This is a genomic window from Candidatus Eremiobacteraceae bacterium (assembly GCA_035295225.1).
GTDB lineage: Bacteria > Vulcanimicrobiota > Vulcanimicrobiia > Eremiobacterales > Eremiobacteraceae > JABCYQ01.
The window spans coordinates 94,755-120,444 of the sequence record DATGJI010000055.1 but is presented as its reverse complement, the minus strand read 5'-3'; the positions used below and the strand labels follow the sequence as shown (position 1 = coordinate 120,444).

Sequence of the window (25,690 nt, the reverse complement as noted above, 5' to 3'; positions counted from 1 at the left end):
GTGCACGTAGCGCGCATTCTCACCATCATCTCTCTCACGACGGCTCTCGCGGCAAGCGCCGCTCGCGCCGCGGCCCCGCCGACGCTTGGCCTGCAGCTGAACCACTGCACGCAAGGCCAATCAAAAGCGCCTGCCGAGTGCGGCACCTACGGCGTTTACGAGAACCGTGCTGCCGGGAGCGGCAGGATCATCGATCTTGCCGTCATCGTCCTGCGTGCGAAGCACGCATCCCACCGGGCCATCGCGGTGATCGCCGGCGGCCCAGGCGAGAGCGCGACGCCGTTCGCCGAGTACATCATGGACGGCTATTTCGGGAAGGAGCTGCTCGCGCTACGGGATCGCTACGATCTCCTTTTTGTCGACGACCGCGGCGTCGGCAACTCCAATCCGTTCGCGTGCGATTTCGCGCCGGCCGGGGATCCGCAATCCTATTTCCTCGATCTATGGCCCAAGCAGCTCCTGTCGGCATGCCGCGAAAAGATCGCAGCGACACACGACCCGAGTCAGTACAATACGAACAATGCCGTCGACGATCTCAATGACGTGCGAGCTGCGCTCGGATATCCGAAAATGGTGCTCGACGGCGGATCGTATGGCACGTTCTTCTCGCTCGTCTATCTGCGCCGTCACCCGGGCAGCGTCGAGAGCGTGATCCTCGACGGCGTCTCGGCACCGCACTTCCAGCCGCTTCCCGGTTCTCCGGATGGGGCGCAACAGGCGCTAGACGAGTTGATCGCGGCGTGCAAGAACGATGCGATCTGCCACGCGCACTTCCCGGACTTCGCGCAGCAGTTCGCGGCTGTTCTGCATCGATTCGGTAGCGGCACGCTCTCGGTTCCAGTCATCAACCCGACCACAAAGCATACGGAAACGGCGCAGCTCTCGAAGGCTGTCTACGTCGACGCCATCCGCCACATGCTGTATGCTCCGCAAGGCGCGGCCTATATGCCGTATGTGGTCGATCGCGCAGCTCGCCGCGATTACGCGCCGCTCGGCCAAATGGTGGCGACGGTGACCCAAGGGATCGATCAGGGTCTTGATCTGGGCGCAAATCTTTCGTATTCGTGCGCCGATTGGATGCCGTTCCTCGATCCGAAGCAGGTGGCGAACGCCGTCACGAACTCGTTCGCTGGCGACTTGCGAATCCGCGCCCAGCAGCGGGCGTGCTCGGTTTGGAACGTGCCGCCCATGCCGCCCAGCTTCAACGATCCGGTGCGCAGCAACGCGCCGGTTCTGATGATCTCATCGAGCAACGATCCCGGCACACCGCCGCGTTATGGCGAGGCAGCATTGCGCTATCTTTCGAACGCGCGCGAGGTTCTCGTGAAAGGCGGCGGCCATGCCGCCGACACGCCTTGCACGGAGCGCCTCATCGTCGCATTTGTGCGCGCAGCTTCAGCCAAAGGGCTCGACGTCTCGCAATGCACGGCGGAAAATACGCCTACGCCCTTCGCCACTTCTATGAAGGGCTGGCCGTCGCCGTGATCGGCTAGCGGCCAGGCGTGGTCTGCGAGTTCCCTTGGCAGCGGCTTCGAGGAGCGGCGGTTACATCAGTACTTGGGGACCGTTGGATCGACCTCGGCGGACCAGCGCGTGGCGCCGCCGTTCATGTTGAAGACGTTCTCGAAGCCTTGCATGCGCAGCAGTGTGGTCACGCGCGAACTACGCCCTCCGCTGTGGCAGAAGACCACCACGTCTCGATCCCGCGGTATCTCAGCAACGCGTTCGGCGACTTCGTGCGCCGGGATGTGCATCGTATGCGGCAGCGCTGCGATCTCGATCTCATCGTCGTCGCGCACGTCAAGGAATTCGAACGCGTCTTTACGATCGAGACGGTCCTTCACCGCTTGCGGCTGCACGTCGAACGGGGTCTGTTGCACGCTTGCACTCCTCTGGCCGTCGCCGGCGCACGCATCGGCCGCACCGAGCGGCGCCGACATCGTAGATGAATCGCCGCACGCCGGACAGGCGGGATCTTTACGCACGCGCAATTCGCGGAACGATGCGTCGAGCGCGTCGTAGACGAGCAGTCGTCCGGAGAGCGGCGTGCCGATGCCGATGATGGCCTTGATCGCCTCCGTCGCTTGCAGCAGGCCGATGATGCCAGGCACGACTCCGAGCACGCCCGCATCTTCGCACGACGGTGCGAGCCCGGCTGGCGGCGCTTCCGGGAACAAGCATCGGTAGCAAGGACCGGTGCGCGCATCGAACCACGACACGTGGCCTTCGAAGCGGTAGACGGCGCCGTAGACGTAGGGCTTCTCCGCGATCACGCATGCATCGCTTGCAGCATAACGTGTTGGAAAATTGTCCGCGCCGTCCACGACGATGTCATATCCGCGAACGAAATCGACCGCGGTCTCCGGAGTCAGCCGTTCGACCCGTTGCTCGACCTTGACATGAGGGTTGAGCTCGTGGATGCGCTGAGCGGCCGATGCGGTCTTCTTTTGCCCGATCGTCGACGTCGAATGGATCACCTGGCGCTGCAGGTTCGATGCATCCACCACGTCGTCGTCGATGATGCCGATCGTGCCGACTCCCGCGGCCGCGAGATAGAGCGCCGACGGCGCGCCGAGCCCGCCTGCACCGATGAGCGCGACGCGCGCCTGCTTGAGCTTGCGCTGGCCTTCGAGTCCGACATCGGGCAAGCGCAAGTGCCGGCGATAGCGCAGGCGCTCATCTTGCGAAAGTTCGGTCGCTTCGTGCGTATGAATCACGGGAAGTGTTGGTTCGCGAGCGGCGCGCCGTTTACTCCCGCACCATCATGTAGACGATCGCCGCGAGAATGCCGCCCGCGATCGGCGCGGCGATGAACAGCCAGAGCTGCGAAACCGCCCATGACCCGACGAAAATCGCCGGTCCGATGCTGCGTGCCGGATTGATCGATGCGTTGGTCACAGGAATGGCGGCGAAGTTCGTGACGGCGAGCGCGAAGCCGATCGGGATGCCGGCGAAGCCGCCGGGCGCTTTGTCCGACGTCGAGCCGAGCACCGTCAAGACGAGCACGAACGTGAAGAACATCTCGGTGAGGAACGCTGCGAGCGTGCCGTAGCCGCCGGGCGAATGATCGCCGAAGCCATTGGCCGCGAAGCCGGTTGCCGTTGGATCGTATCCGCCGGCGCCGCCCGCGATCAGCAGCAGCACGCCGCACGCCGCGATCGCGCCGACGATCTGCGCGATGACGTAGCCGGGCACCGATGCCCACTTGAACTTACCTGCGACGGCCAGGCCGATCGTCACTGCGGGATTGATGTGACAACCCGAGATCGGCCCGATCGCGTAGGCCATGGCGAGAAGCGCGAGGCCGAACGCAAGGGAGATGCCGACAGGTCCGAGAGCCTTGCCGTCGAGGACGGCCGAGCCGACGCCGACGAGCACGAGCACGAAGGTGCCTACGAATTCCGCCGTATATTGCTTCATGACGCCTCCATAGACGTTGTGGTGTCTTCGGATACGTTAGGTTTTCAATGTAGGGCGGACCTTTACGGTCCGCCGGCGGACGATAAACGTCCGCCCTACAACGGCCGGCGGACGATAAACGTCCGCCCTACAACGGCCGGTGGACGATGAACGTCCGCCCTACAACGGCCGGCGGACGATAAACGTCCGCCCCACATCGCGCTTGACGCGGGCCGACATGCGTCGGCCCTTCATAGGCACAATTCGTGCCCCCAAAGAATCCTCTGCTTATGACGCCCGAATCAGAGCAAGATAAACCGTCGCTCGACCTCCGGCACATCGGCAGGGTCTACGACAAAGAGATGCCGATCCGCAACGCTGGGATGGAGATGGCAAAACCCGGCATGCCCGATATGCGAAGGCGAAAATTCACGGTCCGCCTTCCCGGTCAGGTCGAAACGCCCGGCCCAGACGATCCGCCGCAAAACGAACGCTGACGTCAGTCAGAGCGTGAGTTCCATCTCGTTCGAGTCGGTGAAACCGAGCGACTCGTAGATGCCGCGCCCGAACGGCGATGCATGCAGCCTGGCCTTCTTGCAGCCGGTCCCGCGCAGCCATTCCACCGCCGCGCTGCTCAACGCGCGCGCAAGGCCCCTTCCGCGGAATTCGGGCCGGACGTAAACTCCGATGATCCAGCCGATCGTCGATCGGCGGACGAGCGTCGAGTGCCAGCCGTCGTCCACGTAGGCGCACGACGAGCCGACGAACTCCCCGTTGACGCGCGCAAGATACCACTGTGCGCCGCCGCTCGCCGTGCGCCCCACGAAATACCGCGTCTCGCGCTCCGCCCAATCCGGCAGAAGACCGCTGACGTCCATATTGAGCTCGAGCTTCATCGCATAGCGAAAACGCACGCCCACCTCGATGTCGGCGGCCGCGCTGACAGCGACGATTTCGGACGGTTGAGGGACTTCGTTCGCTTGACTAATTGTACTCATTGGCCTTATTGTTATAGTAATGCATGGGGTCAATAAGAACAAGGGCGCCAGCCCGCTGGAAAACGTCGTTTTGCATCCGCGCGACCGCCGCCCGCTTTATCAGCAGCTCGCCGAAGGCATAGCATTCCAGATCCGCAACCTCGGTCTGGCACCGGGTTCGCGTCTGCCTGCCCTTCGCGAGATCGCAAAATCGCATGGGGTGGCGCTCGTCACCGCGAGCCAAGCGTACGAAGCGTTGGCCGCCGAGGGTCTCATCGCATCGCGCACCGGTCGCGGCACCTTCGTCTTGAGCGAAGCGCCCCCGTCGCGCGCAAACGGCGCGGCGAGCATGACTGCGCTCTCGGCGCGTTCTCGCGACAGCGATGGCGGCGATGCAGAATCAGCCATCTCGCGCTACGATGCGCAAAATCGCCGCGTCGCCGCGCTGCGTTTGTCGCGTTGGAAAGTCGCGCCGGGAGCGATCGCGCTCTCGAACGGGCACACGGCTCCCGAAACGTATCCTCTCCCGGATTTCGCGCGCTGCTACGCGCGCACGTTCCTCGATGATCCCGCGGAGATCCACCAGTATCGCGCGGATCGCGGCGACGAACGCTTGCGGGAACTGTTCGCCGAACGACTGCGGGCCCGCGGCGCGGATGTCTCGGCCGATGACATCCTCATCGTGAGCGGCGCGCAGCAGGCGCTCAGCCTCGTCGCCGAGTCCTTCCTCGAACCCGGCGATTTCGCAGCCGCTGAAGCGCCGACGTATTTCGCAGCGCTCGAAGTCTTCGACCAGCGACGCGTCTCATGGGTAAATCTATCCGGCGACGCGGACGGCGTGCGGCCCGGCTCCGTGCGCGACGGCACAAAGCGCTTCTCGCCACGGCTCATCTACTTGAACACCGCGGCGCACAATCCGAGCGGCGCGTTTCTGTCGCGATCTCGCCATCGTGCGATTCTCGATGCGGCGCGCGAGAGCAAAGCCATCGTCGTCGAAGATCAGACCTGTTGGCCGCTCTGCTTCGACGGCGAGGCACCGCCGCCGCTCATCGCGTCATCGGACGGCGGTCAAGTCGTCTTGATCGAGAGCCTGTCGAAACTGCTCTTCCCAAGCCTTCGCATCGGCTACATCGCCGCCCGCGGCGCCGCGATGCGGTCGCTGTACGCGGCCAAACTGCGCGCGGATACGTTCACGACCACCGTCGCGCAACGCGCGCTCGTGCGATTCCTCGAATCGAAATCCGCCGCGCGCCATCTCCGCAACGCGCGCTTCCTCTATCGCCGGCGGCGCGACGCGCTGCTCGGCGCACTGCGGCGCGTCGTACCGGAAGGTTCCGCCATCAGCGCGCCGCGCGGCGGCGTGAACATCTGGCTTGAGCTGCCGAAGGGCTGGTCATCGGTGGAATTGTTCGGACACGCAGCGCGCGAAGGTCTGCTCTTCTTGCCGGGCGCGCCATTCTATCCGACGATGCCTGCGCACAACACGCTGCGCCTCTCGTACGGAACGCTGCCCGAAAGTGCCGCAAGCGACGCCATGGCGCGTTTCGGCCGCGCGCTTCGTTCGTACGTGGCGGCGCGCCGATCCGGCTCAGCGCTTGCAGGCGACGACGCCGGTCGCGCGATCGTCTCCGCGGTGTGAGGCGCTTGCTCGGCTGTCGGGTTCGTCGTAGCGTGGCAGCGATCCAGATCCGTCCGCCCAAGGTATGCCCGCTCGGGCACGCTGAAGTATCGTCAGACAACACCATCGGGAGAAGAATGAAGACATGGCAACACTGATCGCCGAAATCGCGCCGTTCGCCAACGAGCCCATCCTCACGTTCCGCGACGAGCAGTCCAAACGCGCCATGCGCGAGGCGCTCGAAAACGCGCGGCGCACGTTCGGCGCCGAATACGATCTCATCATCGGCGGCAAGCACGTGAAATCGCCCACGCAATTCGCGTCGCGCAATCCGGCCAAACCGACGGAGATCGTCGGCAACGTGCAGTCCGCCACGGTGGAACAAGCGCGCGAAGCGGTCGCCGCCGCCGAAAAGGCATTCGCGACGTGGTCACGCGTGCCCGCAACGCAGCGCGCCGAGGTGCTCTTCAAAGCTGCAGCCGAAGTCCGCCGCCGGCGTTACGAGTTCGACGCACTGCTCGTTCTCGAAGTCGGCAAGAGCTGGGTCGAAGCCGACGGCGACACGGCCGAAGGCATCGATTTCCTGGAGTACTACGGACGCGAGATGCTGCGCTACGATGGCGTGCATCCGGTCACGCCGATCACCGGCGAGAAGAACGGCATGCGCTACATTCCGCTGGGCGTCGGCGTCGTCGTGCCGCCATGGAACTTCGCGTTCGCGATCCTCGTCGGCATGACGGCCGCGGCGATCGTGACGGGCAATAGCGTCGTGCTCAAGCCGTCGAGCGATTCGCCCGTCATCGCTGCGAAATTTGTCGAACTACTCGAGAGCGTCGGTCTGCCGCCTGGAGTCGTGAATCTGATCACGGGTTCCGGCGGCGCCATCGGCGACGAACTCGTGAAGCATCCGCGCGTGCGCTTTATCGCGTTCACCGGCTCCAAAGAGATCGGATTGCGCGTCAATCAGCTCGCCGCGGAGCCGCGGCCGGGCCAGATCTGGATCAAGCGCGTCGTGGCGGAGATGGGCGGAAAAGATTCCATCGTCGTCGCCGCTGACGCGGACCTTGACGCTGCCGTCGAAGGCGTAGCGCAAGCCGCATACGGCTATCAAGGGCAGAAGTGCTCGGCGTGTTCGCGCGCCATCGTGGAGGCGCCGATCTACGACGAATTTCTGCGCCGGCTCGAAGCGCGCGTCAAGACGATCACCGTCGGCGATCCGGCGGAACCAGACAACTACATGGGACCGGTCGTCAACGAGCGTTCGCTGCAGAAGATCCTGTCATACGTTGAACACGGCAAGAAAGAAGGAAGGCTCGTCACGGGCGGACAGCGCGCCCCGGGCGAGGGTTGGTTCGCGCAGCCCACGGTGTTCGCGGATATCCCGCCCGACGGCAAGCTCGCGCAGGAAGAGATCTTCGGTCCGGTGCTGGCGGTGATCAAGGCAAAGGACTACGATCAGGCGATCGATATCGCGAACAACACGGAATTCGGACTGACGGGAGCGGTCTATTCAAGCGATCCTGCCAAGCTCGATCGCGCGCGCGAAGAGTTCCACGTCGGTAATCTGTATCTGAACAGGAAGTGCACGGGCGCCATGGTCGGCGCGCACCCGTTCGGCGGATTCAATATGTCGGGAACAGATTCAAAAGCTGGGGGCCCGGACTACTTGCTGCTGTTCATGCAGGCGAAGTCCGTCAGCGAGAAGGTCGGCTAGAAGAAGACGCCGGCGGCAGTCAGTGCCGGCGGAACCACACGTGGAGGCCGTTGCACGCGCCGAATGCGACGATCTCTTCTTCGAGACCGCGCAGCCACTCGCGCGACGGAACCGTGCGCTTATCCCATGATATCGTCACGCCGCTCAGTCCGGCCGTGATCTGTCGCGAAACGGTGACACCCGCGAGGTCGGCAGCGGCGCCGATGAACTGATCGAACGCGGCGCCCATCTCCGGCGGCGTGGCCATTGGGCGCGTGAGCACGAAACGCAGCGGATCGGATGGAGCATTTCGATCTTGCTTGGCAGTCGAAGTGTTCCGAGATGGATTCGACATCGTCGTAGTCGCTGAAACAGGCATGCAACGTTCCCCTTGGCGTTCGCCCCCGACGCGGTTTCGGTTCGTTCATGATACCCAACTGAAAACGAAATGGGAAGCGGGCGGGGTAAGAAGTGACGAGCGTCGTACCGCTTTGGTCCAATGCAGCGCTGTGTGCAAGCAGAATTCATGGATGACGAGGCGACCGGCACGATCGCGGACCTGCGCGACAATCTGCGCGACCTCGCTCGCATCAACGCCTGGTTCGGCGGGACACATTCGATTCTCCGCGCGATCGACGCGCTGCCCGTGATGCCGCGCACCATTTTGGACGTCGGGTGCGGCGGCGCCGACGTGACGCGCGCGGTGCTTCAGCATCTGTCCGCCCGTGGTTCGCGCGCGCGCTGCGTGGCGCTCGACCGCTCTCCGCGCGTGCTCTCATACGCGGCGGCCGCGGTGCGCGGCTGCGACGAGATATCGACCGTGCAAGGCGACGCGACCGCCTTGCCGTTCGAAGCGGGCGCGTTTGACCTCGTGATGTGCAGTCTTGCGCTGCATCATCTCACGCCGCTCGACGCCGTCCAAGCGCTAAGCGAGATGGCGCGCGTGGGGACGCACGTGATCGTCAGCGATCTTCGCCGCAGTCACACTGCATGGCTGGCTGCGCGCGCGATCCTCCCGCTCATCACGCGTAATCGCTTCACGCTGCACGATGGACCGATCTCTGTACGGCGCGCGTACACGCCGGACGAAGTGCGATCGATGGCCGAGCAGGCCGGCTGGACGCGCATCGCCGTCCGCTCGGCCTTCGGTGCGCGGCTCTTGCTCACCGGTGGCGAATGACTGCGGACGTCGTCGTCGTCGGCGCGGGGCCGGCCGGCTCGTCGGTCGCGCTGCGGCTCAGCCGCGCCGGCATCGGCGTCGTGCTGCTCGAACGCAAGCGTTTTCCGCGCGACAAGGTTTGCGGCGAATATCTGAGCCCGGCGGCGCTCGCCGCGCTCTCCGAACTGGGAGTCGGTCGTCGCGTCGCTTCGCTCGGTCACCCGATCCGGCGAGTCGCGCTTGCCGCGTTCGGCAGCGGACCGGTCACCATGGCGTTGCCTGCAGGCGGGGCGCTGGCGCTGTCGCGCGCCGACCTCGATTCGATTTTGCGCGATGCGGCGATCGCAGCCGGGGCCGAACCGCTCGACGGCATTTTCCGAGACCTCCGCGATGAAGGTGCGGGCTGGCGCGTTTCGTATCGCGACGGTTCCGGCGTCGAACGGCACTGCACGGCGCGCGCTGTCGTCGGGGCCGACGGCGCATGGTCGAACGTCGCGCGCAGTGCCGGCCTAGCCGGCGACGCGCGGCGGGCAGGCCGTTGGGCTGTCGGCGGACACGTCCGATCGCATGAGGCGAACAGCGATACGCTGGAGATGTTCGTCGGCGCAGGCGGATACTATGCGCGTAATCCGCTCGGCGGCGAGCATTGCAACTCGATGCTCGTCATGCCGAAACCCGTCGCGGACGATGCGCGCGCCGATGCGATCGTCGACGAGGTCACCGCAGGAAGATATCGCTTCGAAGGCGCGTCGCTCATCAAGCGAGTCGCGGTCGGACCGCTGCGCTACGCGCCGCATTCGGTCGCCGCACCCGGCGTCACGCTGACAGGCGATGCGGCCGGCATGCTCGATCCGTTCGTCGGGCAAGGCGTCGCGGTCGCGCTTGAAAGCTCCGTGACGTGCGCGGCCGGCGTCATGGCGCATCTCGCCGGAGCCCCGACGCGTGAAACGGTGAGCGCGATCGCGGCAGCCCGTCGACGCATCGAACGTCCGCGGCGCATGCTCGCGGCCGTGGTCGACTTCATCGTGCGCACACCGCCTTTGCGAGCACTCGCGCTGCGACGAGCCCGCCGCGACATCGCGGCCGCCGAGATGGTGCTTGCCGCGGTCGCAGGCGCGGTGCCGAGCGCGCAGACGATGTCGCCTGCCGCTCTCGTAAGGCTTCTCGCATGATGCGCACCGCGTCGTCCGTCGAGATCGCCGCCGAGCCGCGCGCGGTCTACGATCTCGTCGAGGACATCGCCCGTTGGCCGCAGCTCTTGCCGCACTACCGATTCGTTCACGTTCTGCGCGAGGAGCCGACAGAGCGCATCGCCGTCATGGCGGCGCGGCGCGGCAGCATACCCGTGCGATGGACCGCTGCAGAGCGTCTGTTTCCCGGCGTGCCGCGCATCGAATTCACGCACGTCGCAGGCTGGACAAAAGGCATGGAAGTCGCCTGGCGCTTCGAGCCGGTCGCCGCGGGCACGCGCGTCACGATAGATCACGAGCTCGACCTGCGGCGCGTGCCTCTTGTCGGGGACTTCCTCGCGCGCAGGGTCATCGGCGATTTCTTCATCCATGCGATTGCGAATGCGACGCTCGCGCGATTCAAACAGCTGATGGAGCGCCCAGCGTGAGCCGGGTCTTCGTCACCGGCATCGGCGCGATCACGCCGATCGGCATCGGTCGGAAAGCCCTTTGGGAGGGCGCCATCGGCGGACGGCGCGGCGTCAAATCGATCGATCGATTCGACACGTCGGAGATGCGTTCGAAGGTCGCGGGTCAAGTGGACGATTTCGACGCGACTGCATTCCTCGACCGCAAGCAGGCCCAGCGCACGGAGCGCTTCAGCCAGTTCGCGATCTCGGCGGCGCGCATGGCGTTCGACGATGCCGGCATGCAACTGAGCGGCGACCACGACGATATCGGCGCGTGGATCGGCACGGCGCTCGGCGGCGTCGTGTTCGCCGAGTCGCAGTACAAGAATTATTCGCAGCGCGGGCTGCGCGGCGTCCATCCGACCCTCGCGCTGAACGTGTTCGGCGCGTCATCGTGCTGCAACGTCGCGATTCACTTCGGTCTCCACGGGCCGACGCAATCCAATTCGAACTCGTGCGCCGCGGGAGCCGTCGCGATCGGCGACGCATTCCGCGCGGTACGCGACGGCGTGTGCCGCGCAGCGCTCGCCGGCGGTGTCGAAGCACCGCTCGCTCCGCTGACGTTCGGCGCATTCGACATCATCAAGTCGATGTCGACGCGCAACGCCGATCCGGAAAGCGCGAGCCGGCCGTTCGACGCGGGGCGCGACGGCTTTGTCATGTCGGAAGGCGCATGCCTCTTGCTGCTCGAGCGCGAGGAAGACGTGATCGCGCGAGATGCCACACCTTACGCGGAGATCGCCGGCTACGCATTGACCAACGACGGCGAACACATGACCGCGCCGCGCGACGACGGGCGCGAGGCCGCGCGGGCCATGCTGCGAGCGCTTGCGGAGGCGCGCGTTTCGCCGGACGACGTGGATCACGTCAACGCCCACGGATCGGCAACGCCTCTCAACGACTCGACCGAGAGCCGCGCGATCCGCGCGGTTCTCGGCGCCGCCGCCGATCACATCATCGTCTCCGGTACGAAGGGAATGACGGGGCACGCGCTCGGCGCGACGGGCGCGATAGAGGCCGGGCTCTGCGCGATGTGCATCAAGGAAAGCACGGTCGTTCCAACCGTCAATCTGGAAATGCCCGGGCCCGACTGCGATTTGCGCTATTCCCCGGAAGTCGCGACGCCGCTCGAACAGAAAGTCGTGTTGTCGAACAGCTTTGGTTTCGGCGGCCTCAACGCGGCGCTCGTCTTCAAGTCGGCCTAACCGCGCTCGCCCTAAACAGATCCGAAAGCAGATCCGAAGGGGCCGACGCCAGTCGGCCCATCGAACGAAACCTGGGCCGACTAGCGTCGGCCCCTTCAGACGAGTCTTTCCGGCGCGGCGATCATCAATTCAGCGTTGCGGCGATGAATGGCTTGGTGGTCGGAGCTTTTGATCCGCCGGCGGGCTCCACGGTGACCGCAAGCAGCGTGCCCTTCGGTTGGTGACCCGGCACGGTCGCGGCGCCGTGACCGTGCGCATCGGCTTCGAACGTCGGCTCGGGAACAGGCTTGCCGCCGGGCTGGATGATCCAAGCCTGATACACTTTTCCAGGCGGTAGTGCCGACAAGCCGGTCGCTTCCAATCGCAATACGCCGTCGGCGGCGATGACTCGCCCGCTTGCGCTGCACGCCGTCGCGCCCGGAAGACACGCGATCGCCCACGATTGCTCGCGGTTGCTCGGCGATCCGAAGACGATCAGCGCGGCAATCGCGGCGGCGACCGCGACGATCGCCGCGTAGAAGCGCTTGCGCCGGAACAGCGAAACCGGTGCGCTTGCCCGCGAGCGAGCCATGGCGGCGCCGAGGACGTGTGCTCGAAGCGCTGCCGGCGGTTGCTCGGCGGCAGCTGCGGCCAATCCGCCGGTGGCCGCAAGCGCGGCTGCATATTCGTCGGCACACACGGGGCACTCGCGGATATGCGCGAGCGCGGTCGCCCGCTCGCTTTCGTTCAGCGCATCGAGCGCACAGAGCGAAGCGAGCTCGAGCAGTTCGTCGGTGTGCGCGGTTGTCACGACGGCACCGCCTGATGGAGCGACTCGAATAGTCGGCGCAAGCCGATCCGGATCCGGCTCTTCACCGTGCCGAGAGGCGCGTTGAGCCGTTCGGCGACTTCGCGATACGACAGCCCGCCGAAATACGCATACTCGATCGCTTGGCGCTGATCGTCCGGGAGCGCCGCGACCGCGACTTTGACCGCTGCCGAGCGCGCCTGCTCAAAGACCTGATCTTCGAGCGCGATCTCGGACGGCATCTCTGTCGGCATCTCGGGTTCGCGTTTGCGGACCGCAGCGCTGCGTAAGACATCGAGCGCAGCATTGCGCGCCACGCGCGCGAGCCAACCGGCGAAATTTCCGCCGGCGAATGCCTGAGGCCGCGACCAGATCTGCAAGAAAACGCTTTGCGTGATGTCCTCGGCCTGCTGCTGATTGTCGAGAACACGCCGTGCGATGCCGTAGACCAGAGCTGCGTGGCGATCGTACAGCGTTGCGAACGCATCGTGTTCGCCCGCCGCGACCCGTTTGACGAGCTGCGTATCGTCTACGGCCATGTCCTGCGATTCGCTCGAACGGCTCCGGCCGCCTGGCGTCGCAGGACCGCACCATCGTGGGCAAGCGATGCTCGCCCTCATGCGGCGTGGGTAGGCGATGCTTGTCGTACCGCGCGCTTCGAAATTTGCGAGCGGAGCGAACGCGACTGGTCCGCGGGCGATGAACTGCAGCATGGCTGCATGTGTAACGAACGAACGACCACGACGGCTTGCGATTCACATCACTATCGCGAAGGTTCATCCGCTTCAACCCTTCGTCCGTTACCCCAATGCGCACCAGACGCTTGAGGGAGCCCTATGGGATTCGTTCGCCGCGGTTTCTGCGCATCGATCGCGATTGCCATCGCGATGTGGTGCAGCCCCGCTCTTGCGCATCCGCTCGGCAATTTCACGATCAATCACCTCGTGAAAGTGCGCCAATCCGGAAATCACCTGGATATCCGGTACGTCTTGGACATGGCGGAGATACCGACGTTTTCTGTGATGCGCGCGCGCAGCGCGAGCGCGTCGCTCGATCAAGCGGGGCTGCGCGCATGGGCCCATGACGAGACGCAGCTGGTCATCGACGGTCTGGATGTGGAGAGCGGAGGACGCCGCATCGCCGTCGAGCCGATCGGCTATCCCGCGGTGCGCACGCGGCCCGGAGCAGGCGGGTTGCCGACGCTCTACTACGCCGCCAACTTCTCCGTGCTGCCGCCGAGCTCGGACACGACGATCGCGGACCAGACGTATCCGGATCGCATCGGCTGGAAAGATGTCGTCGTCTACCCGGCGACGGAGCCGACCGCAGAACTCACCCACTATCCGACCGCGCTGCTCGCATCACCGCGAGATGTGACGACCGCATCGCTGACGCGCGCATCTGGCGGGCGCTGGACATTATCGCAGGGTTCGGCTGATCGCGCAAGCGCGACGTCGCAAGGCGCTCCATCGCAGATCCGGTCCAACGTCTTGGCGGACATGCTGGCGCGCGGTCCGAGCAGCGCGGTCGTCATCGCGCTGACGCTGCTCGCCGCGATCGGCCTCGGCGCGTTGCATGCACTCGAACCCGGCCACGGCAAGACGCTGCTGGCGGTCTCGCTCGTGGGAGCGCGCGCGACGCCGAAGCAAGCCGTGACGCTCGCCGCGGCGTTGACGATCGCGCATACGGCCGGAGTCATCGCGCTCGGCCTTGCCTTGCTCCTCGCGGCTCGCTGGATCGTGCCGGAGAACATCTATCCCTGGCTCACCGCCGCGTCAGGACTTTTGGTCGTCTGCCTCGGCGGCGGCGCGCTCGCGCGCTATGTGCGATCGCGTCATCGCGCCGCAGACGGCCATACCCATCATGGCGATCACGACCACGCGCATGACGGCGGCGCGGCACACGGCCATTCGCATGCGATTCCCGGCGACGCACCGCTCTCGTTCGGCAACGTCGTCTTGGTCGCGATGAGCGGCAACATCGCGCCGTGTCCGGCAGCGCTCGTCGTGATGCTCGCGGCGCTCGCGTTGCATCAAGTCGCCTACGGCATCGTTATCATCGTCGCATTCGGCATGGGGCTTGCCGCGGTATTGACCGGCTTAGGTCTCGCGCTCGTCCGCGGCACGGCGTGGATCGCGCGCAGCCGCGCGGCAGAGCGATTCATGGCGCACGGACCAGTGGTGTCGGCGTGCGTCATCTCCGTCATCGGCGCGATCATGTTGGGTCAAGGAATCGCGGGCGGCATCATCCGAGTGCAATCCTGGGCCGTTATCGCCTTGACATTGAGCGCGATCGCGGGCTACGCGATGCACGCAAGCCACGGCCATACGCACCGGCACGAAGGAAGTCACGCATGATCGGTCCAGCAGCGCCCCTCAGCATCGGTGCTACGGTCTTCACCGTCTTCGCGCTCGGATTGCGGCATGGCGCCGACCCCGATCATCTCGCAGCGATCGACAATTTGACGCGCAATGGCCTGTCAGCCGGTCAAAAGGTCAGCCGATTTTTCGGCGCGCTCTTCGCCGGCGGCCACTCGGTCATGGTCTTGTCGATCGCCGCGCTAGCCGGACTTCTCGGCAGCCATCTCGCGCTGCACGGCGCGCTGATCGAGACGGTCGGCACCTGGGTCAGCATCGTGACGCTCTTCGCGATCGCCGCATTCAACATCAAACAGTTGCGCTCGGCCGAAACGAGCGGATCGATCAGCCTCAAACTCGCGCTGCTGCCGCCGCGCCTTCGCGCAGCGACCGGCCCGCTCGCCGCGATGCTGGTCGGACTGCTCTTCGGGCTGGGCTTCGACACCTCAAGTCAGGTCGCGGCATATGCGCTCGCGTTCACCACCGGAAGCGGCGTGATCGGCGCGGTCATCATCGGTCTGATGTTCTCGATGGGCATGGCCGTCACCGACACGCTCGACAGCCTGCTCGTCCACAAATTGTACAGCCGTCATCCGCTCGAGCTCGTGCGCGCGACGCGCACGTGGATCATCGCGGTGACCGGATTGGCGATCTGTGTGGGCGCATACGAATTGGCACAGGTCCTCGGCTGGCAATCGCCCGTGCCGGATCTTGCCGTAAGTGGTGTTCTCGTCACCTCGTTGCTCGCGGTGTTCGCTTTCACGCTTCTCAGTCTCGAGAAGAAAGCGGACGCCGCGGAACTCGTGGCGTGAACCTCAGTGGCGGGCGCGGCCGGCCACGAACTACCGAAGAGGCGTCCGTTGGAACCCGGCCGTCAGCTTCATCCGGAGGTGCGAATAAAGGAATGAACTCTCGTATCATAAGGTCCGCCGGCGGTCTAACGGCGATCGCGGCGCTTGCCGCCGCGGCCTTCATCTATGCGGGCCACGCCGCGCAGGCATCGGACCATCAGGACTCGCCGACCACCGTCGCGCGGCCGGGCGCGGACATCACGGACGTTTTCGTGTATCAGGCGCCGGACAACGCGGCGAACGTCGTTTTGCAGATGAATGTTCACCCGCTCATCCCGACAGGAATGGGTCCGTCCACGTTCTTCGATCCGGCCGTCATGTATCAGTTCAAGGTCGAGAACAACTCGCCGCTCACCGGCAACGAAAACCTCGTACTGCAATTCCAAGCGACGGGCACGGGCGCGTCGCAGCAGATCAACGTCTACGGTCCATCCGCTCCGCTCGTCACGGGAACCAACTCCAGATTCGTGGCGAAGGTCGGATCGGTCACCTATAACACGGTCGCGGGCGCGCTGCCGAATGGCATCCGCGTATGGGCGGGACCGGAGAAGGACAATTTCTTCTTCGACTTAGCGCGTTTCTTCCAGATCTTGCCCGACCGCAATTACCAGAACCAGCCCAACCCGCCGCCGCCGGACCCAGCGCTTGGTTTCCGCGGATTCACGTCCGCCTACAACACGCTGCACGGCACGTCGTGCGACACGTCGGCCTCGCAAGACATCCTATCCGCCAACGGTTTCAACGTCCTCGCCATCATCGCAGAAGTTCCGAAGTCGATGCTGGGGACCGGCAAGATCGGCGTATGGGCCACCACCAGCACGGTCTCCGGTCAATAGGAAGGACACGAAACATCATGCGCATTTCGCTCTCACAAACGGTCGCGCTGACGGCCGTGCTCGTCGCGCTCGCCGGCTGCAGCCACGCGTCCACGACACCCGGGCCGCAAACCGTCAAGACGTACAAGCAGATCGAACGGCTCTCGGAGCCCGCGGTCAAGGAAGCGTTCGAGAATTTTACGGATCACGACGCGACCAACCGCACCACACCGGCGAACGACAGCCTGCTCCAAGGCGAAGTGAACACGTTCATGACCACGGTGGCCGGCCGCAGCCAAGCGACGTCCAACGCGATCATCTCCGTTCTCTTCCCGTTCGAACTCCAGGCCGACATGAGCGTCAATCTTCCCGCCGGCGGACAGCCTGCCGGGCAGTATGGCGCGTATCTCGGAATCCAGACGGGCGGCGCCACCGGTAATACGTTCGGCGGCCGCTGGCTGAACGACGATACGATCAAGACATCGCTCGGCGCGATCTTCGGGAACACGCTCGCGGCGCTCGGCGCCGCCCCCGAAGACAACCACGAGTCGTGGTGTCTCGCCGACGACAACCTTTCGAACGGCCAAGGGACGTTCCAAAGCTACAGCAACACGTTCCCCTACGTCAACGCGCCGTACTGATCGGCGCCGCTGTGAGACGATCGCGGGCCCCCCTGGGCATCCTCGCCTTCGCGCTGATCGCGCTGGCGGCGTGGCCCGCGTTCGTCACACGCATGAACGCCGATGCCGCACCGGCGTCGGTCGTCTCTAACTTTACTCCCGCGCCGGTCACGCGCGATTATCTCGTCCGCGATAACCTCGTCGCGTTTTACGAGCGAGCGGTGCGTCGCACACCCGATGATCAGATCATGGCGCGCATGCTCGCGGGCCAATACCTCATGCGCTTCCGCGAGCGTGGCGATGTCGGCGATTTGAAGCGAGCGCGAATCGCCGCGTCGCGCTCCCTCGTCTTGCAGCCGCGTCACAACGACGGCGCGGAGAGCGAACTCGGGTCGGTCGCGCTATCGCTGCACAACTTCCGCGCGGCGAAAGCCTATTATGAAGACGTGACGCGCATGGCGCCGTGGAATCACGACGGTTGGGCGAATCTCGCCTCGGCAGACATGGAACTCGGTGAATACACGGCGGCTCGCGAGGTTCTGGCCAAATCGCAGGGACCGAATGTCGATGCCGCGTGGGAGACTTCGCTCGCCCGCTACGACGAGCTCACCGGAGACTTGAAAGGCGCGCAAGCGCACCTCACGATCGGCATGCAACAGATCGACTCGGTGATCGACAACCCTGCAGAAGCGCGAGCGTGGTATCATTTCCGCGCGGGCGAGCTCGCCTTTGAGAACGGCGACGCTGACATGACGGTGCGTGACTTGCGCGATGCGCTCACGATCTTCCCCGACGATGCAAGAGCACTCAACACCCTCGCGCGCGTCTATTGCGCGACCCATCGCTGGCACGAAGCGCTCGAGGCTGCAGAGAAGGCGGCCGAACTCGTGCCGTTGCCGGAGACGCTCGGCTACGAAGTCGACGCGCGACGCGCGCTCGGCGACAAAGCCGGCGCCGACGAGACGCAAGATCTGATCTTCGCGATCCAACGCATCGGCAACGCGAACGGCATCAACGATCGCGCGATCGCGGTCTTCGAAAGCGAACACGGGATCCGGCTCGACGATGCAGTCCGCATCGCGCGTCGAGACCTCGCGTCGCGAGACGACCTCTACGCCGAGGACACGCTCGCGTGGGCGCTTGCGATGGATGGCCGATTCGCGGAGGCGCGCTCGCATGCCGCAAGAGCGGTCGCCGTCGGCACGCGCGACTCGCGCGTGCTCTTCCACGCGGGTTGGATCAGCTATCGTCTCGGCGACAAAGCCAAGGCGCGGCTGCTCTTGCAGAGCGCCCTCGCCGCAAATCCACAATTTCATCCGTATTATGCCGATTGGGCTCGTGCTGCGTTGCACGGACTCGCGATGTCCCGTTAAGCGGCACACCGGTCGGTAATTGGGCTGAAATTCTCGTGTAAGACGGCGCAAAATCTGGGCCGAACCTTGATTCTTCGTCCCTCCGCCACGCGACGATTGCAGGGGCCGCGGCGAATATAGTCTGTCCGCAGAAACCGCTCGAGATCAACGCTCGGAAAGCTACAAGGCCCGTCCATGTCACCGCGCCGGAACGACTCCATCCCCGCGATGCATCAACTTCGTAATGGATTGCGCATCGTCAGTACTCCCATGTCCAGTGCCCGCACCATGAGCATCGCATTTGCGGTCCGTGCGGGATCCGTCTACGATCCGCCGCGCTCGGCCGGGCTCGCACATTTCCTCGAACACCTCGTCTTCAAGGCGACGGACGACTTCTCGCGCCCCGAACTCGCGGAGGCGATGCAACGTTGCGGCAATCGATTCGACCCCACCACGGGGAAAGAGACCATCTCGATCGCGGGGACGGTGCCGACGAGCAAGCTGGACGACGCGCTCGCTCTTGTCGCAAGCGTGACACAGCGTCCGCGCTTCGATGGCGATGACGTCGAGACCGAACGACAAGTCGTGCTGGAAGAGCTGCGCGACTGGGAAGACGATCCGAGCAAGCGTATCGAGGCGCTTGCCGACCGCACGTTGTGGGGCACGCATCCGCTGGGCCGTGACACGGGCGGCACGCGATCGAGCGTGCGCGCGATTTCGCGCGCGCAAGTGCGACGCTTCCATCGCCGCTACTTCCATCCGCGCAATGCCGTGCTCAGTCTGGCCGGACCGATGTCGCACCGCGACCTTATTGGGATCGCGCGCAAGCATTTCGGAGACTGGCGGCCCGAGGCCGCGGCGGTTATGCCAAAGCGGCATCCGATCTCGGCCGATGCGCCTGCATTTCCGCAGGGACGTCGTTCTAAGGTATTGCGCCGCAGCGACACGTCGCAAGTCTGGTTTTCGGTTTCCACGACGACGCCATCGTATCGCCACGGCTACGACGCGGTTTTGCGCGCGCAACTGGCGCAGGTGCTGATCGGCGATGGCGATGGAAGCCGCCTCTGGGACGGACTGCGCGAGCGCATGGGGCTGGCGTATGAAGTATATGCCACGCTCGACTTTTACGGCGAATCCGGCGTGATGAGCGCGCTGTGCGCCGTGGGTCGCGGTCGCGCGAGCGCCGCTGTGCGTGAGATGAAGCGTATCTTGGATGAGACCGCTGACGGATTCACACGCGAGGAGTTCTCACGTGGGAAAGCGGCGCTCGGTGCGCAGATCGAGTTGAGTTCAGACTGGAACGCTGCAAATGCTGCGCGCTACGCCGAGCTCGCGCTTTTCGATCAGCCGCTCGTGACGCCGGCGCAGGAATTCGCGATGCTCGATAAAGTGCGCCCGCCGGAATTCAACCGCTTCGTCAAAACGAATATCCGCTGGGATTCCGCGGCGGTCTGCGCGATCGGCGGCGGCCCCGCACTCGCAGCCGTCCGCGACTAACGCTTCACCGCGCCGCTATTAACGACGCGTTGCTCGTCAGTGCTTCATGGCGACTCGAGGATTCGCCGCGGGTTAATAAGGAACAGGCCGCAAAACGGACTTGCCATCTGTCGAAGTTGGCAACGACACGGCCTAGAAATCAAACGCCCTCCCGGGCAGTTAAGATTCACCTCCGAGAACAGGCAACGAGGATCTTAGCCTTAGAAGAGCGCTGGAGAATCCAGCTCCGACCGGACAACTTTGATACGTAGTGAACGAGTCGCTAACAATGCCTCTACCAACTCTATTTGGTCGTCTCGGCTCCCCGGGCTCACGTATACGCTAGTTATGAGCCGGTCCAGAGAAATAGGAAACGAGACACCAACTTTCGTCTGCTCGCCGAGGTCTGGCCATTGACCGACTTTGGGATCTTCATGCAGCAACCTAAACTCGTTCTCGTATAAGTAAGATCGGCGCTTATGGATGTATGGATACAATCCATCGTCTTCCGGTATCATCTCCTTATCATAGTCGATGTACTTGACAAGGCTCCCGTAGAATCTCGTATCACGATTGCCGTCCAGAGCCCAAGTAAGCTGCGCAATCGTTGAGCGTATCGCGACTCCCTTGTTCTGGTCGGCATAAATGTGCCACAGCGCCGCTGACTCGTGCTCATTTAGATGCCAGCAGTTAACAAAGACGAACTGCCTCCACGATCGAAAGAAATCACTTAGCTTTTTTTCCGGATCCTCTCCGGGGTGCTCTTTTTTCCACTCAGGTATGCGGTCGTGGTATCGCGAAAGCCTCGTTTCGATGTTTTGACGCGGAAAAGTCCCCTCGAACCGATCGCCGAGACAATCAGCTCGAGAAAAGAAAAGGCTAGACTGTTCGATTAGGAAGCGAAACCTTTCCAAAGCCATGTAACGCCAGATTGACGCGTCGAGGTTCGGAGGATTATTAACCACACGATTGCTAACGATCATTGCTCATCATCGAAGTCGCATGCGAATAAATCTTAATTACGGCCCAGCCCATCCTATCGAGTGAATTCTCGAGCTATCTCGGTTCCCTTTGTCCCTGCTCTCAAGCCCTGAATTGCTGTGTCGATGGCTTCGACCGTCGGAAGGCCATCCACGACTATTCTTGCGATAAACCCCACACGAGATCCAGCAACCGATAACATGCTGTTGATCATCGACACTATTGAGGCTAAAAGCCGCGCTCTGAATCGTTGCATCCCCAACCATCTATAAACGTAGTAGGTGTCCGAAACGACTTTCGGCTTGAGACTTATTCGGTGGATCCAAGGTATCGGTGATGTTATCCTCAGCCGAGCAATTTCGACGAACTGTCTTTGCGTCTCAAAATTGAATCCCGGTGTCAACATGAGCCTACTGTTCAGACTTGAATTGTCAATATCGGCGAGAAGTTGCAGCATTTGCCTCCAACTGCCGGCCGAGATGCCGGGTAGTTGGATGCAGAAGATTCTCTCTCGATTTAGCTGACGGACTTCTGGGAGGATGCTGGCCGAAGAGAGTAGCTGGCACGGATGGCCAAAAAAGTACCGAATTGATCGCGGCATTATACGGTTAATTCGAAACTTGAACAGATTTCCTGTGTTCGAAGGCGAAAACACGACTTCAAAACATGCCTCGCCATGTGTAACTAAATCGCGAGCCACATCTCGAATGTAATTCGCCATCTCGCGCGTCAAGCCCCCAGGTCCGCGGCCCCGCGTAAACGCAGACGCAATTGCTTCCCGCGAAATACGATCATCGGCCCCGTCGATTTCACAACGCAAGAAACTGTGCCCGACAGGGTCATGCGCCCGATCTTCGACGAATTCGAGTGATCAAACCAGATGTTCCCGTCTGGGCCGATCGCGATGCCGCGCGGCCCTTCTCCCTGCGGCAGAATTGGGAACACGTTCGGATCGAGCGGATAGATCGTGATGAGACCGAGCGGCGTCACCTGCGCGATGGCGTTGAGTTGCGCCATCGAGACGTACATGTTGCCATCGGGGCCGACCACCATATCGGTCGGTCCGGCGCTGCAGGCGGGCGGATTTAGACACTGCGGATCCGACGGGAAGGCCCACGCCGAGACAAGGCCGCTGGAATTGTAGCGTGCGATTTGATTGCTGTTGTAAACGCTGACCCACATGTCTTGATCGGGCCCCATGGCGATACCCGGCAGATATTCGTTCGGATCGAATGTTTCAGGCATGGGAAAGCTCGTCGCATACGCGACGGGCACCGGTGGATTGGCAGGCGTCTTCAATTGCTCGGTATGCTCGTGAGGTCGAAGCGGCGGCAGCGCCGATTGCTTCCCGCCAAAACCCGAGCATCCCACGAGCGCAAGGCCGAGCGCGATGGCACCGCCTTTTAATGCCGCGCGATGAAGATCAGACATCTTTGCGATGCGATTCATTGAAAGCACTCTCACCTTTCTCGGCTCGCTGTGATGCGCTAGTTCGCCTGCGTGCGATGAGGCGATGCAATTCTAATCCATGGTCCGCAACCCAGGCGCGATCGCGATCCGAGGCGTTCGGAGGGGCCTTGGAGGGATCACGACGCTCATTCTCCATGTAATAAGCCTCACAGATTCGGGGTGGCGTCCACTTCAATTGACGACAATGGTCGTGGATGCCGGTCGCCAGTCACTCCAATGCACCTCGACCGTATATGATCCCAACTTATGCGCGCCGAAGGCGGTTGTGTGACCGACCAGTGGATGAAGGTGGCCTCCGTTGCTCGACCACGTTCCCACGATGTCATAAATCTTTGGAGGGCCGACGCAGTCAAAATCAACAGATCTTAAGATATATTCGTAGACTGAAAGGCTGTCGTTCTGCCCCGGACGTATCGTTCCCGACGAGGCGCGGAGAACGAGGAATTCGCATGGTTCTTGGACCGCTGGTTTGGCAAAGGAGTTCTCCGCAACGGACGCACCCGGGGGCGACAAATTGAGGCCGCCGACATCGCCGCTACAGGCCGTTAGAACGAACGTGAACGCGAATAGAAAACAAACTCTCGTTCTCATCAGCTTTCTCCTCGATCCGGCGGGTTGAAGCGCGCAGACCGACCGACGGCTAAATCGTATCATGCACCCCGCGACGCGAGCATCGGTATATGTACGTAGAGCTTCGAACTTGGGACGGCTTAGGGGGTCAACGCAGCCTCGACCGCCATGTCCTCGGACCAAGCCGAACCTTCGACGAGCAACTCGTCGAACTCAATCGGGGAAAGCCGTTTTCGGAGCTCCTCCAGCAGTCGCATATACGCCCATTTTTCCGTCGCTTCGCGTTCGAGAGCGAGTCGCTCGTATTGCGCGTTGACGTAGCCCAAGATGTTAGCCGCCGACGTGGCCCCACCGCTGATCGCTTTTAGCAATGCGAGATGTTGCAGTGCCACATAGGTATTCCACTCGTTGCGCTCACCACGCGCACATCGCAAACCTGCTTGGGCCGATTCTCTTGCGTCCTCCAATCGTCCGAGCGCGACGCAATACGCGGCGCGATTATTGTGGTCAATCGCGAGGTTGGCCACTTCCTTGCCCCGCGACGTGATCTCAAGCGATTCCGTCACGAGTCGAAGCGCGCGTTCAGGATGACCGTCCGCGAATTCGAGCTCACCAAAATTGCCAAGTACGTCCGCCGTGGCAAGTTCGTCGCCGATCTCTCTGCACGCGGCAACGGCCTGGATGTAGTGTCGCCGTCCGGCCGCGAGGTCGCCTTGCGCATATGCACTCACGCCGAGAAGACCGAGGCACGACGCGATGCCGACCTTGTCCCCCCGCTCGCGAAACGCGGCGACAGCACGCTCGATGACGCGATGCGCTTCATCGGTGCTGCCGGTTTGGAGCAAGCTATACGCGAGCATGCGGAGAGAGTAGGCCACGCCGCGCATGTCGCCGACGCGCTCGTAGAGTTTGAGGGCTCGCTCGGCGCTGGCTCGCATCGGTTCGCCCTGCATGAATCGCGCGCGCGCGCGCCAGAGCCGGGCCGCGATGGCCGGTTGGCGTTCTTCATCGATGGATTCGAGGCCGAGCGCGACCCAAGCCCGCGCCTCACCCGCAAGTCCGCCGAGAAACCAAAGCCGCTCTAGGTGACCGGCGATGGCGGCGCCGGTCGCGATGTCGTTCCGCGCGCTCAACCCCCAGCGCATCGCGGCGCGGTAGTTCTCTATGTCGAGCTCGACCGTTGCGAGCCAAACAGCGGCAGACCCATATCCGTAGCGTTCATCGGCCTGGATCGCTTGCTGCAAAAAATAGTCGGCGTGCCGTCGAGCGAGCAGCTGCCCCTCTCCCGCGATCGCAAGCTCCTCAAGCACGTACGCCTTGGTCGTCTCAAGGAGACGGAAGCGCTCCCCGCGTGGCCCCGCCTCAACCGCGACAAGCGACTTGTCGACCAGCGCGGCCACGAGATCAACGAAATCATCGGAATTCAGCCCTTCGCCGCCGCAAACCGCTGTTGCCGCATCGAGCGTGAAGCCGCAAAAGACGCCGAGCCTGTTGAGCAGCCGCCGTTCGTCCGCAGATAAATGGTCGTAACTCCAGTCGATCAGCGCGGTGAGCGTCTTATGCCGCGGCAACGCGGTCCTTGCCCCACCGGTCAGCAGACTGAAACGGTCCCCGAGCTTACGCGCAAGGCTGTGGACGTCCAGCGTGTTGGTCCGGCTCGCGGCCAACTCGATCGCAAGCGGAATGCCATCGAGGCGGATGCAGATCTCGGCGACCGCGGCGACGTTCTCGTCCGTAAGCGCGAAGCGCGTGTCTGATGCGCGCGCACGATCGACGAACATCTCGACAGCGCCGAATGTCGCGGCCTGCTCGGCATCTAAGACCGCAACGTTCTCCGGCACAGACAACGACGGCACCCGGTGCACGACCTCGCTTTCGACGCCAAGCGATTGGCGGGACGTCGCGATAATAGAAACACCGGGGCATCTTCGTAGGATTTCATCGATCAACGCCGCGGCGCTCTCCAGCACGTGCTCGCAGTTGTCGAAGATGAGGAGCGACTGCGCGTTGGCGAGGTTATTGACGATGCTTTCGGTGGGCGTCGCTCGGAGAACGTCGCGGGTTGCGAGCGTCTTCGCGACGACCGCCGGCACGAGCGAAGGATCGGTGAGCGGAGAGAGATCGAGGAACCACACGCCGTCGCGGTGACGATCCAACCTGTCGAGGCCGACGCGAACCGCAATTCTCGTCTTGCCGACCCCTCCTGATCCGGACAGCGTGAGTAAGCGGCTGCCATCGAGCAACGCTTGCACGACCGCTAACTCCTCAGTCCTCCCGCTGAGTGCGGTGAGCTGGATCGGCAAGTTGTTCTTCTGCGAAACGGACATCCGGGCGGGTGCGGCCGCCTCGAGCAGACCGAGCCGCCCGGCTTCGACCACCGCCCTTGTGCGGGTCGTCGCGCCGAGTTTATCGAGAAGATGATGGATATGCGTCTCGACCGTGCGGCGACTAATCGCCAGACGCTGTGCGATCTCTTTGTTCGTCAACCCGTGCCCCATCAATGCAAGAACTTCGAGCTCGCGTTGAGTGAGCAACTCACCCGCTGAAAACGGTTCGTCGTGCGCCGTCTGCGCGGACGCATTTGTCGATTCGAGGTCCTGTGTCATCGCTACACCGCTAGAGAAGCCGACCCCGCCAACAGAAATAACCACGGCGGCCAAGAACTGACCGCGCACGGTGACCAGCGCGTTTCACTCTGACCGACGAGTTACCCTGGCGTCA

22 protein-coding genes are annotated in these 25,690 nt (G+C 63.5%); 14 read left to right on the top strand and 8 right to left on the bottom strand.

Annotation, left to right across the window (positions count from 1 at the left end; genetic code table 11):
- Entirely contained in the window at positions 1-1,485 is a 1,485-nt protein-coding gene (locus VKT51_10285) for an alpha/beta hydrolase (GenBank protein HLJ84548.1), read from the top strand.
- A 65-nt stretch (positions 1,486-1,550) separates the two neighbouring features.
- On the opposite strand, the gene moeB is transcribed toward VKT51_10285, so the two are convergent.
- Positions 1,551-2,717 carry a molybdopterin-synthase adenylyltransferase MoeB gene (moeB, locus tag VKT51_10280; protein HLJ84547.1) on the bottom strand — a complete coding sequence of 389 codons (1,167 nt, stop codon included), beginning with the start codon at positions 2,715-2,717 and terminating at the stop codon, positions 1,551-1,553.
- Between the two features lie 31 nt (positions 2,718-2,748).
- Positions 2,749-3,420, bottom strand: coding sequence for an aquaporin Z (gene aqpZ, locus VKT51_10275; GenBank protein HLJ84546.1), 672 nt, complete (start codon positions 3,418-3,420; stop codon positions 2,749-2,751).
- A gap of 269 nt (positions 3,421-3,689) precedes the next feature.
- Between aqpZ and VKT51_10270 the strand changes: the two genes are divergently transcribed.
- Positions 3,690-3,896, top strand: coding sequence for a hypothetical protein (locus VKT51_10270; GenBank protein HLJ84545.1), 207 nt, complete (start codon positions 3,690-3,692; stop codon positions 3,894-3,896).
- Positions 3,897-3,902: 6 nt separating this feature from the next.
- On the opposite strand, the gene VKT51_10265 is transcribed toward VKT51_10270, so the two are convergent.
- Positions 3,903-4,397, bottom strand: coding sequence for a GNAT family N-acetyltransferase (locus VKT51_10265; protein ID HLJ84544.1), 495 nt, complete (start codon positions 4,395-4,397; stop codon positions 3,903-3,905).
- 19 nt (positions 4,398-4,416) lie between these two features.
- On the opposite strand from VKT51_10265, the gene VKT51_10260 reads away from it, so the two are divergent.
- Both VKT51_10260 and pruA read left to right on the top strand, forming a co-directional pair.
- Positions 4,417-6,015 (top strand): PLP-dependent aminotransferase family protein, encoded by a 1,599-nt coding sequence (locus VKT51_10260; GenBank protein ID HLJ84543.1) that lies wholly within the window; start codon positions 4,417-4,419, stop codon positions 6,013-6,015.
- 124 nt (positions 6,016-6,139) lie between these two features.
- A complete protein-coding gene (gene pruA, locus VKT51_10255) occupies positions 6,140-7,708 on the top strand; it encodes an L-glutamate gamma-semialdehyde dehydrogenase (GenBank protein HLJ84542.1) in 1,569 nt (522 codons plus the stop codon).
- Positions 7,709-7,727: 19 nt separating this feature from the next.
- Here the strand turns inward: pruA and VKT51_10250 are convergent, their stop codons facing one another.
- Positions 7,728-8,042 carry a hypothetical protein gene (locus VKT51_10250; protein ID HLJ84541.1) on the bottom strand — a complete coding sequence of 105 codons (315 nt, stop codon included), beginning with the start codon at positions 8,040-8,042 and terminating at the stop codon, positions 7,728-7,730.
- Positions 8,043-8,186: 144 nt separating this feature from the next.
- Between VKT51_10250 and VKT51_10245 the strand changes: the two genes are divergently transcribed.
- The 4 genes from VKT51_10245 to VKT51_10230 are packed head-to-tail and all read left to right on the top strand — an operon-like array spanning position 8,187 to position 11,690.
- Entirely contained in the window at positions 8,187-8,867 is a 681-nt protein-coding gene (locus VKT51_10245; protein HLJ84540.1) for a methyltransferase domain-containing protein, read from the top strand.
- Positions 8,864-10,018 carry an NAD(P)/FAD-dependent oxidoreductase gene (locus tag VKT51_10240; protein HLJ84539.1) on the top strand — a complete coding sequence of 385 codons (1,155 nt, stop codon included), beginning with the start codon at positions 8,864-8,866 and terminating at the stop codon, positions 10,016-10,018. Before VKT51_10245 ends, VKT51_10240 begins: the two co-directional genes overlap by 4 nt.
- Positions 10,015-10,464, top strand: coding sequence for an SRPBCC family protein (locus VKT51_10235; GenBank protein HLJ84538.1), 450 nt, complete (start codon positions 10,015-10,017; stop codon positions 10,462-10,464). Before VKT51_10240 ends, VKT51_10235 begins: the two co-directional genes overlap by 4 nt.
- A complete protein-coding gene (locus tag VKT51_10230) occupies positions 10,461-11,690 on the top strand; it encodes a beta-ketoacyl-[acyl-carrier-protein] synthase family protein (protein HLJ84537.1) in 1,230 nt (409 codons plus the stop codon). Before VKT51_10235 ends, VKT51_10230 begins: the two co-directional genes overlap by 4 nt.
- Before the next feature lie 124 nt (positions 11,691-11,814).
- On the opposite strand, the gene VKT51_10225 is transcribed toward VKT51_10230, so the two are convergent.
- Positions 11,815-12,480 (bottom strand): anti-sigma factor, encoded by a 666-nt coding sequence (locus VKT51_10225; protein ID HLJ84536.1) that lies wholly within the window; start codon positions 12,478-12,480, stop codon positions 11,815-11,817.
- Positions 12,477-13,016 (bottom strand): sigma-70 family RNA polymerase sigma factor, encoded by a 540-nt coding sequence (locus tag VKT51_10220; GenBank protein HLJ84535.1) that lies wholly within the window; start codon positions 13,014-13,016, stop codon positions 12,477-12,479. The genes VKT51_10225 and VKT51_10220 overlap by 4 nt, the downstream gene beginning before the upstream one ends.
- A gap of 297 nt (positions 13,017-13,313) precedes the next feature.
- Between VKT51_10220 and VKT51_10215 the strand changes: the two genes are divergently transcribed.
- The 6 genes from VKT51_10215 (at position 13,314) to VKT51_10190 (ending at position 19,969) form a co-directional block, all read left to right on the top strand.
- A complete protein-coding gene (locus VKT51_10215) occupies positions 13,314-14,834 on the top strand; it encodes a hypothetical protein (GenBank protein ID HLJ84534.1) in 1,521 nt (506 codons plus the stop codon).
- Positions 14,831-15,646 carry a hypothetical protein gene (locus tag VKT51_10210; GenBank protein ID HLJ84533.1) on the top strand — a complete coding sequence of 272 codons (816 nt, stop codon included), beginning with the start codon at positions 14,831-14,833 and terminating at the stop codon, positions 15,644-15,646. The genes VKT51_10215 and VKT51_10210 overlap by 4 nt, the downstream gene beginning before the upstream one ends.
- A gap of 92 nt (positions 15,647-15,738) precedes the next feature.
- Entirely contained in the window at positions 15,739-16,521 is a 783-nt protein-coding gene (locus VKT51_10205; GenBank protein HLJ84532.1) for a DUF4331 family protein, read from the top strand.
- 17 nt (positions 16,522-16,538) lie between these two features.
- The gene (locus VKT51_10200; protein HLJ84531.1) at positions 16,539-17,141 is read left to right on the top strand and encodes a DUF4331 family protein; all 603 of its coding nucleotides are present in this window, start codon (positions 16,539-16,541) and stop codon (positions 17,139-17,141) included.
- 11 nt (positions 17,142-17,152) lie between these two features.
- Positions 17,153-18,493, top strand: a complete 1,341-nt coding sequence (locus VKT51_10195) for a tetratricopeptide repeat protein (GenBank protein HLJ84530.1) — start codon at positions 17,153-17,155, stop codon at positions 18,491-18,493.
- A 174-nt stretch (positions 18,494-18,667) separates the two neighbouring features.
- Positions 18,668-19,969, top strand: coding sequence for a pitrilysin family protein (locus VKT51_10190; GenBank protein HLJ84529.1), 1,302 nt, complete (start codon positions 18,668-18,670; stop codon positions 19,967-19,969).
- Between the two features lie 1,689 nt (positions 19,970-21,658).
- Here VKT51_10190 and VKT51_10185 read toward each other — a convergent pair.
- Together VKT51_10185 and VKT51_10180 are read right to left on the bottom strand one after the other, a co-directional pair.
- A complete protein-coding gene (locus tag VKT51_10185) occupies positions 21,659-22,378 on the bottom strand; it encodes a hypothetical protein (GenBank protein HLJ84528.1) in 720 nt (239 codons plus the stop codon).
- A gap of 731 nt (positions 22,379-23,109) precedes the next feature.
- Positions 23,110-25,575, bottom strand: a complete 2,466-nt coding sequence (locus tag VKT51_10180) for a LuxR C-terminal-related transcriptional regulator (protein HLJ84527.1) — start codon at positions 25,573-25,575, stop codon at positions 23,110-23,112.
- Between the last annotated feature and the right edge of the window lie 115 nt (positions 25,576-25,690).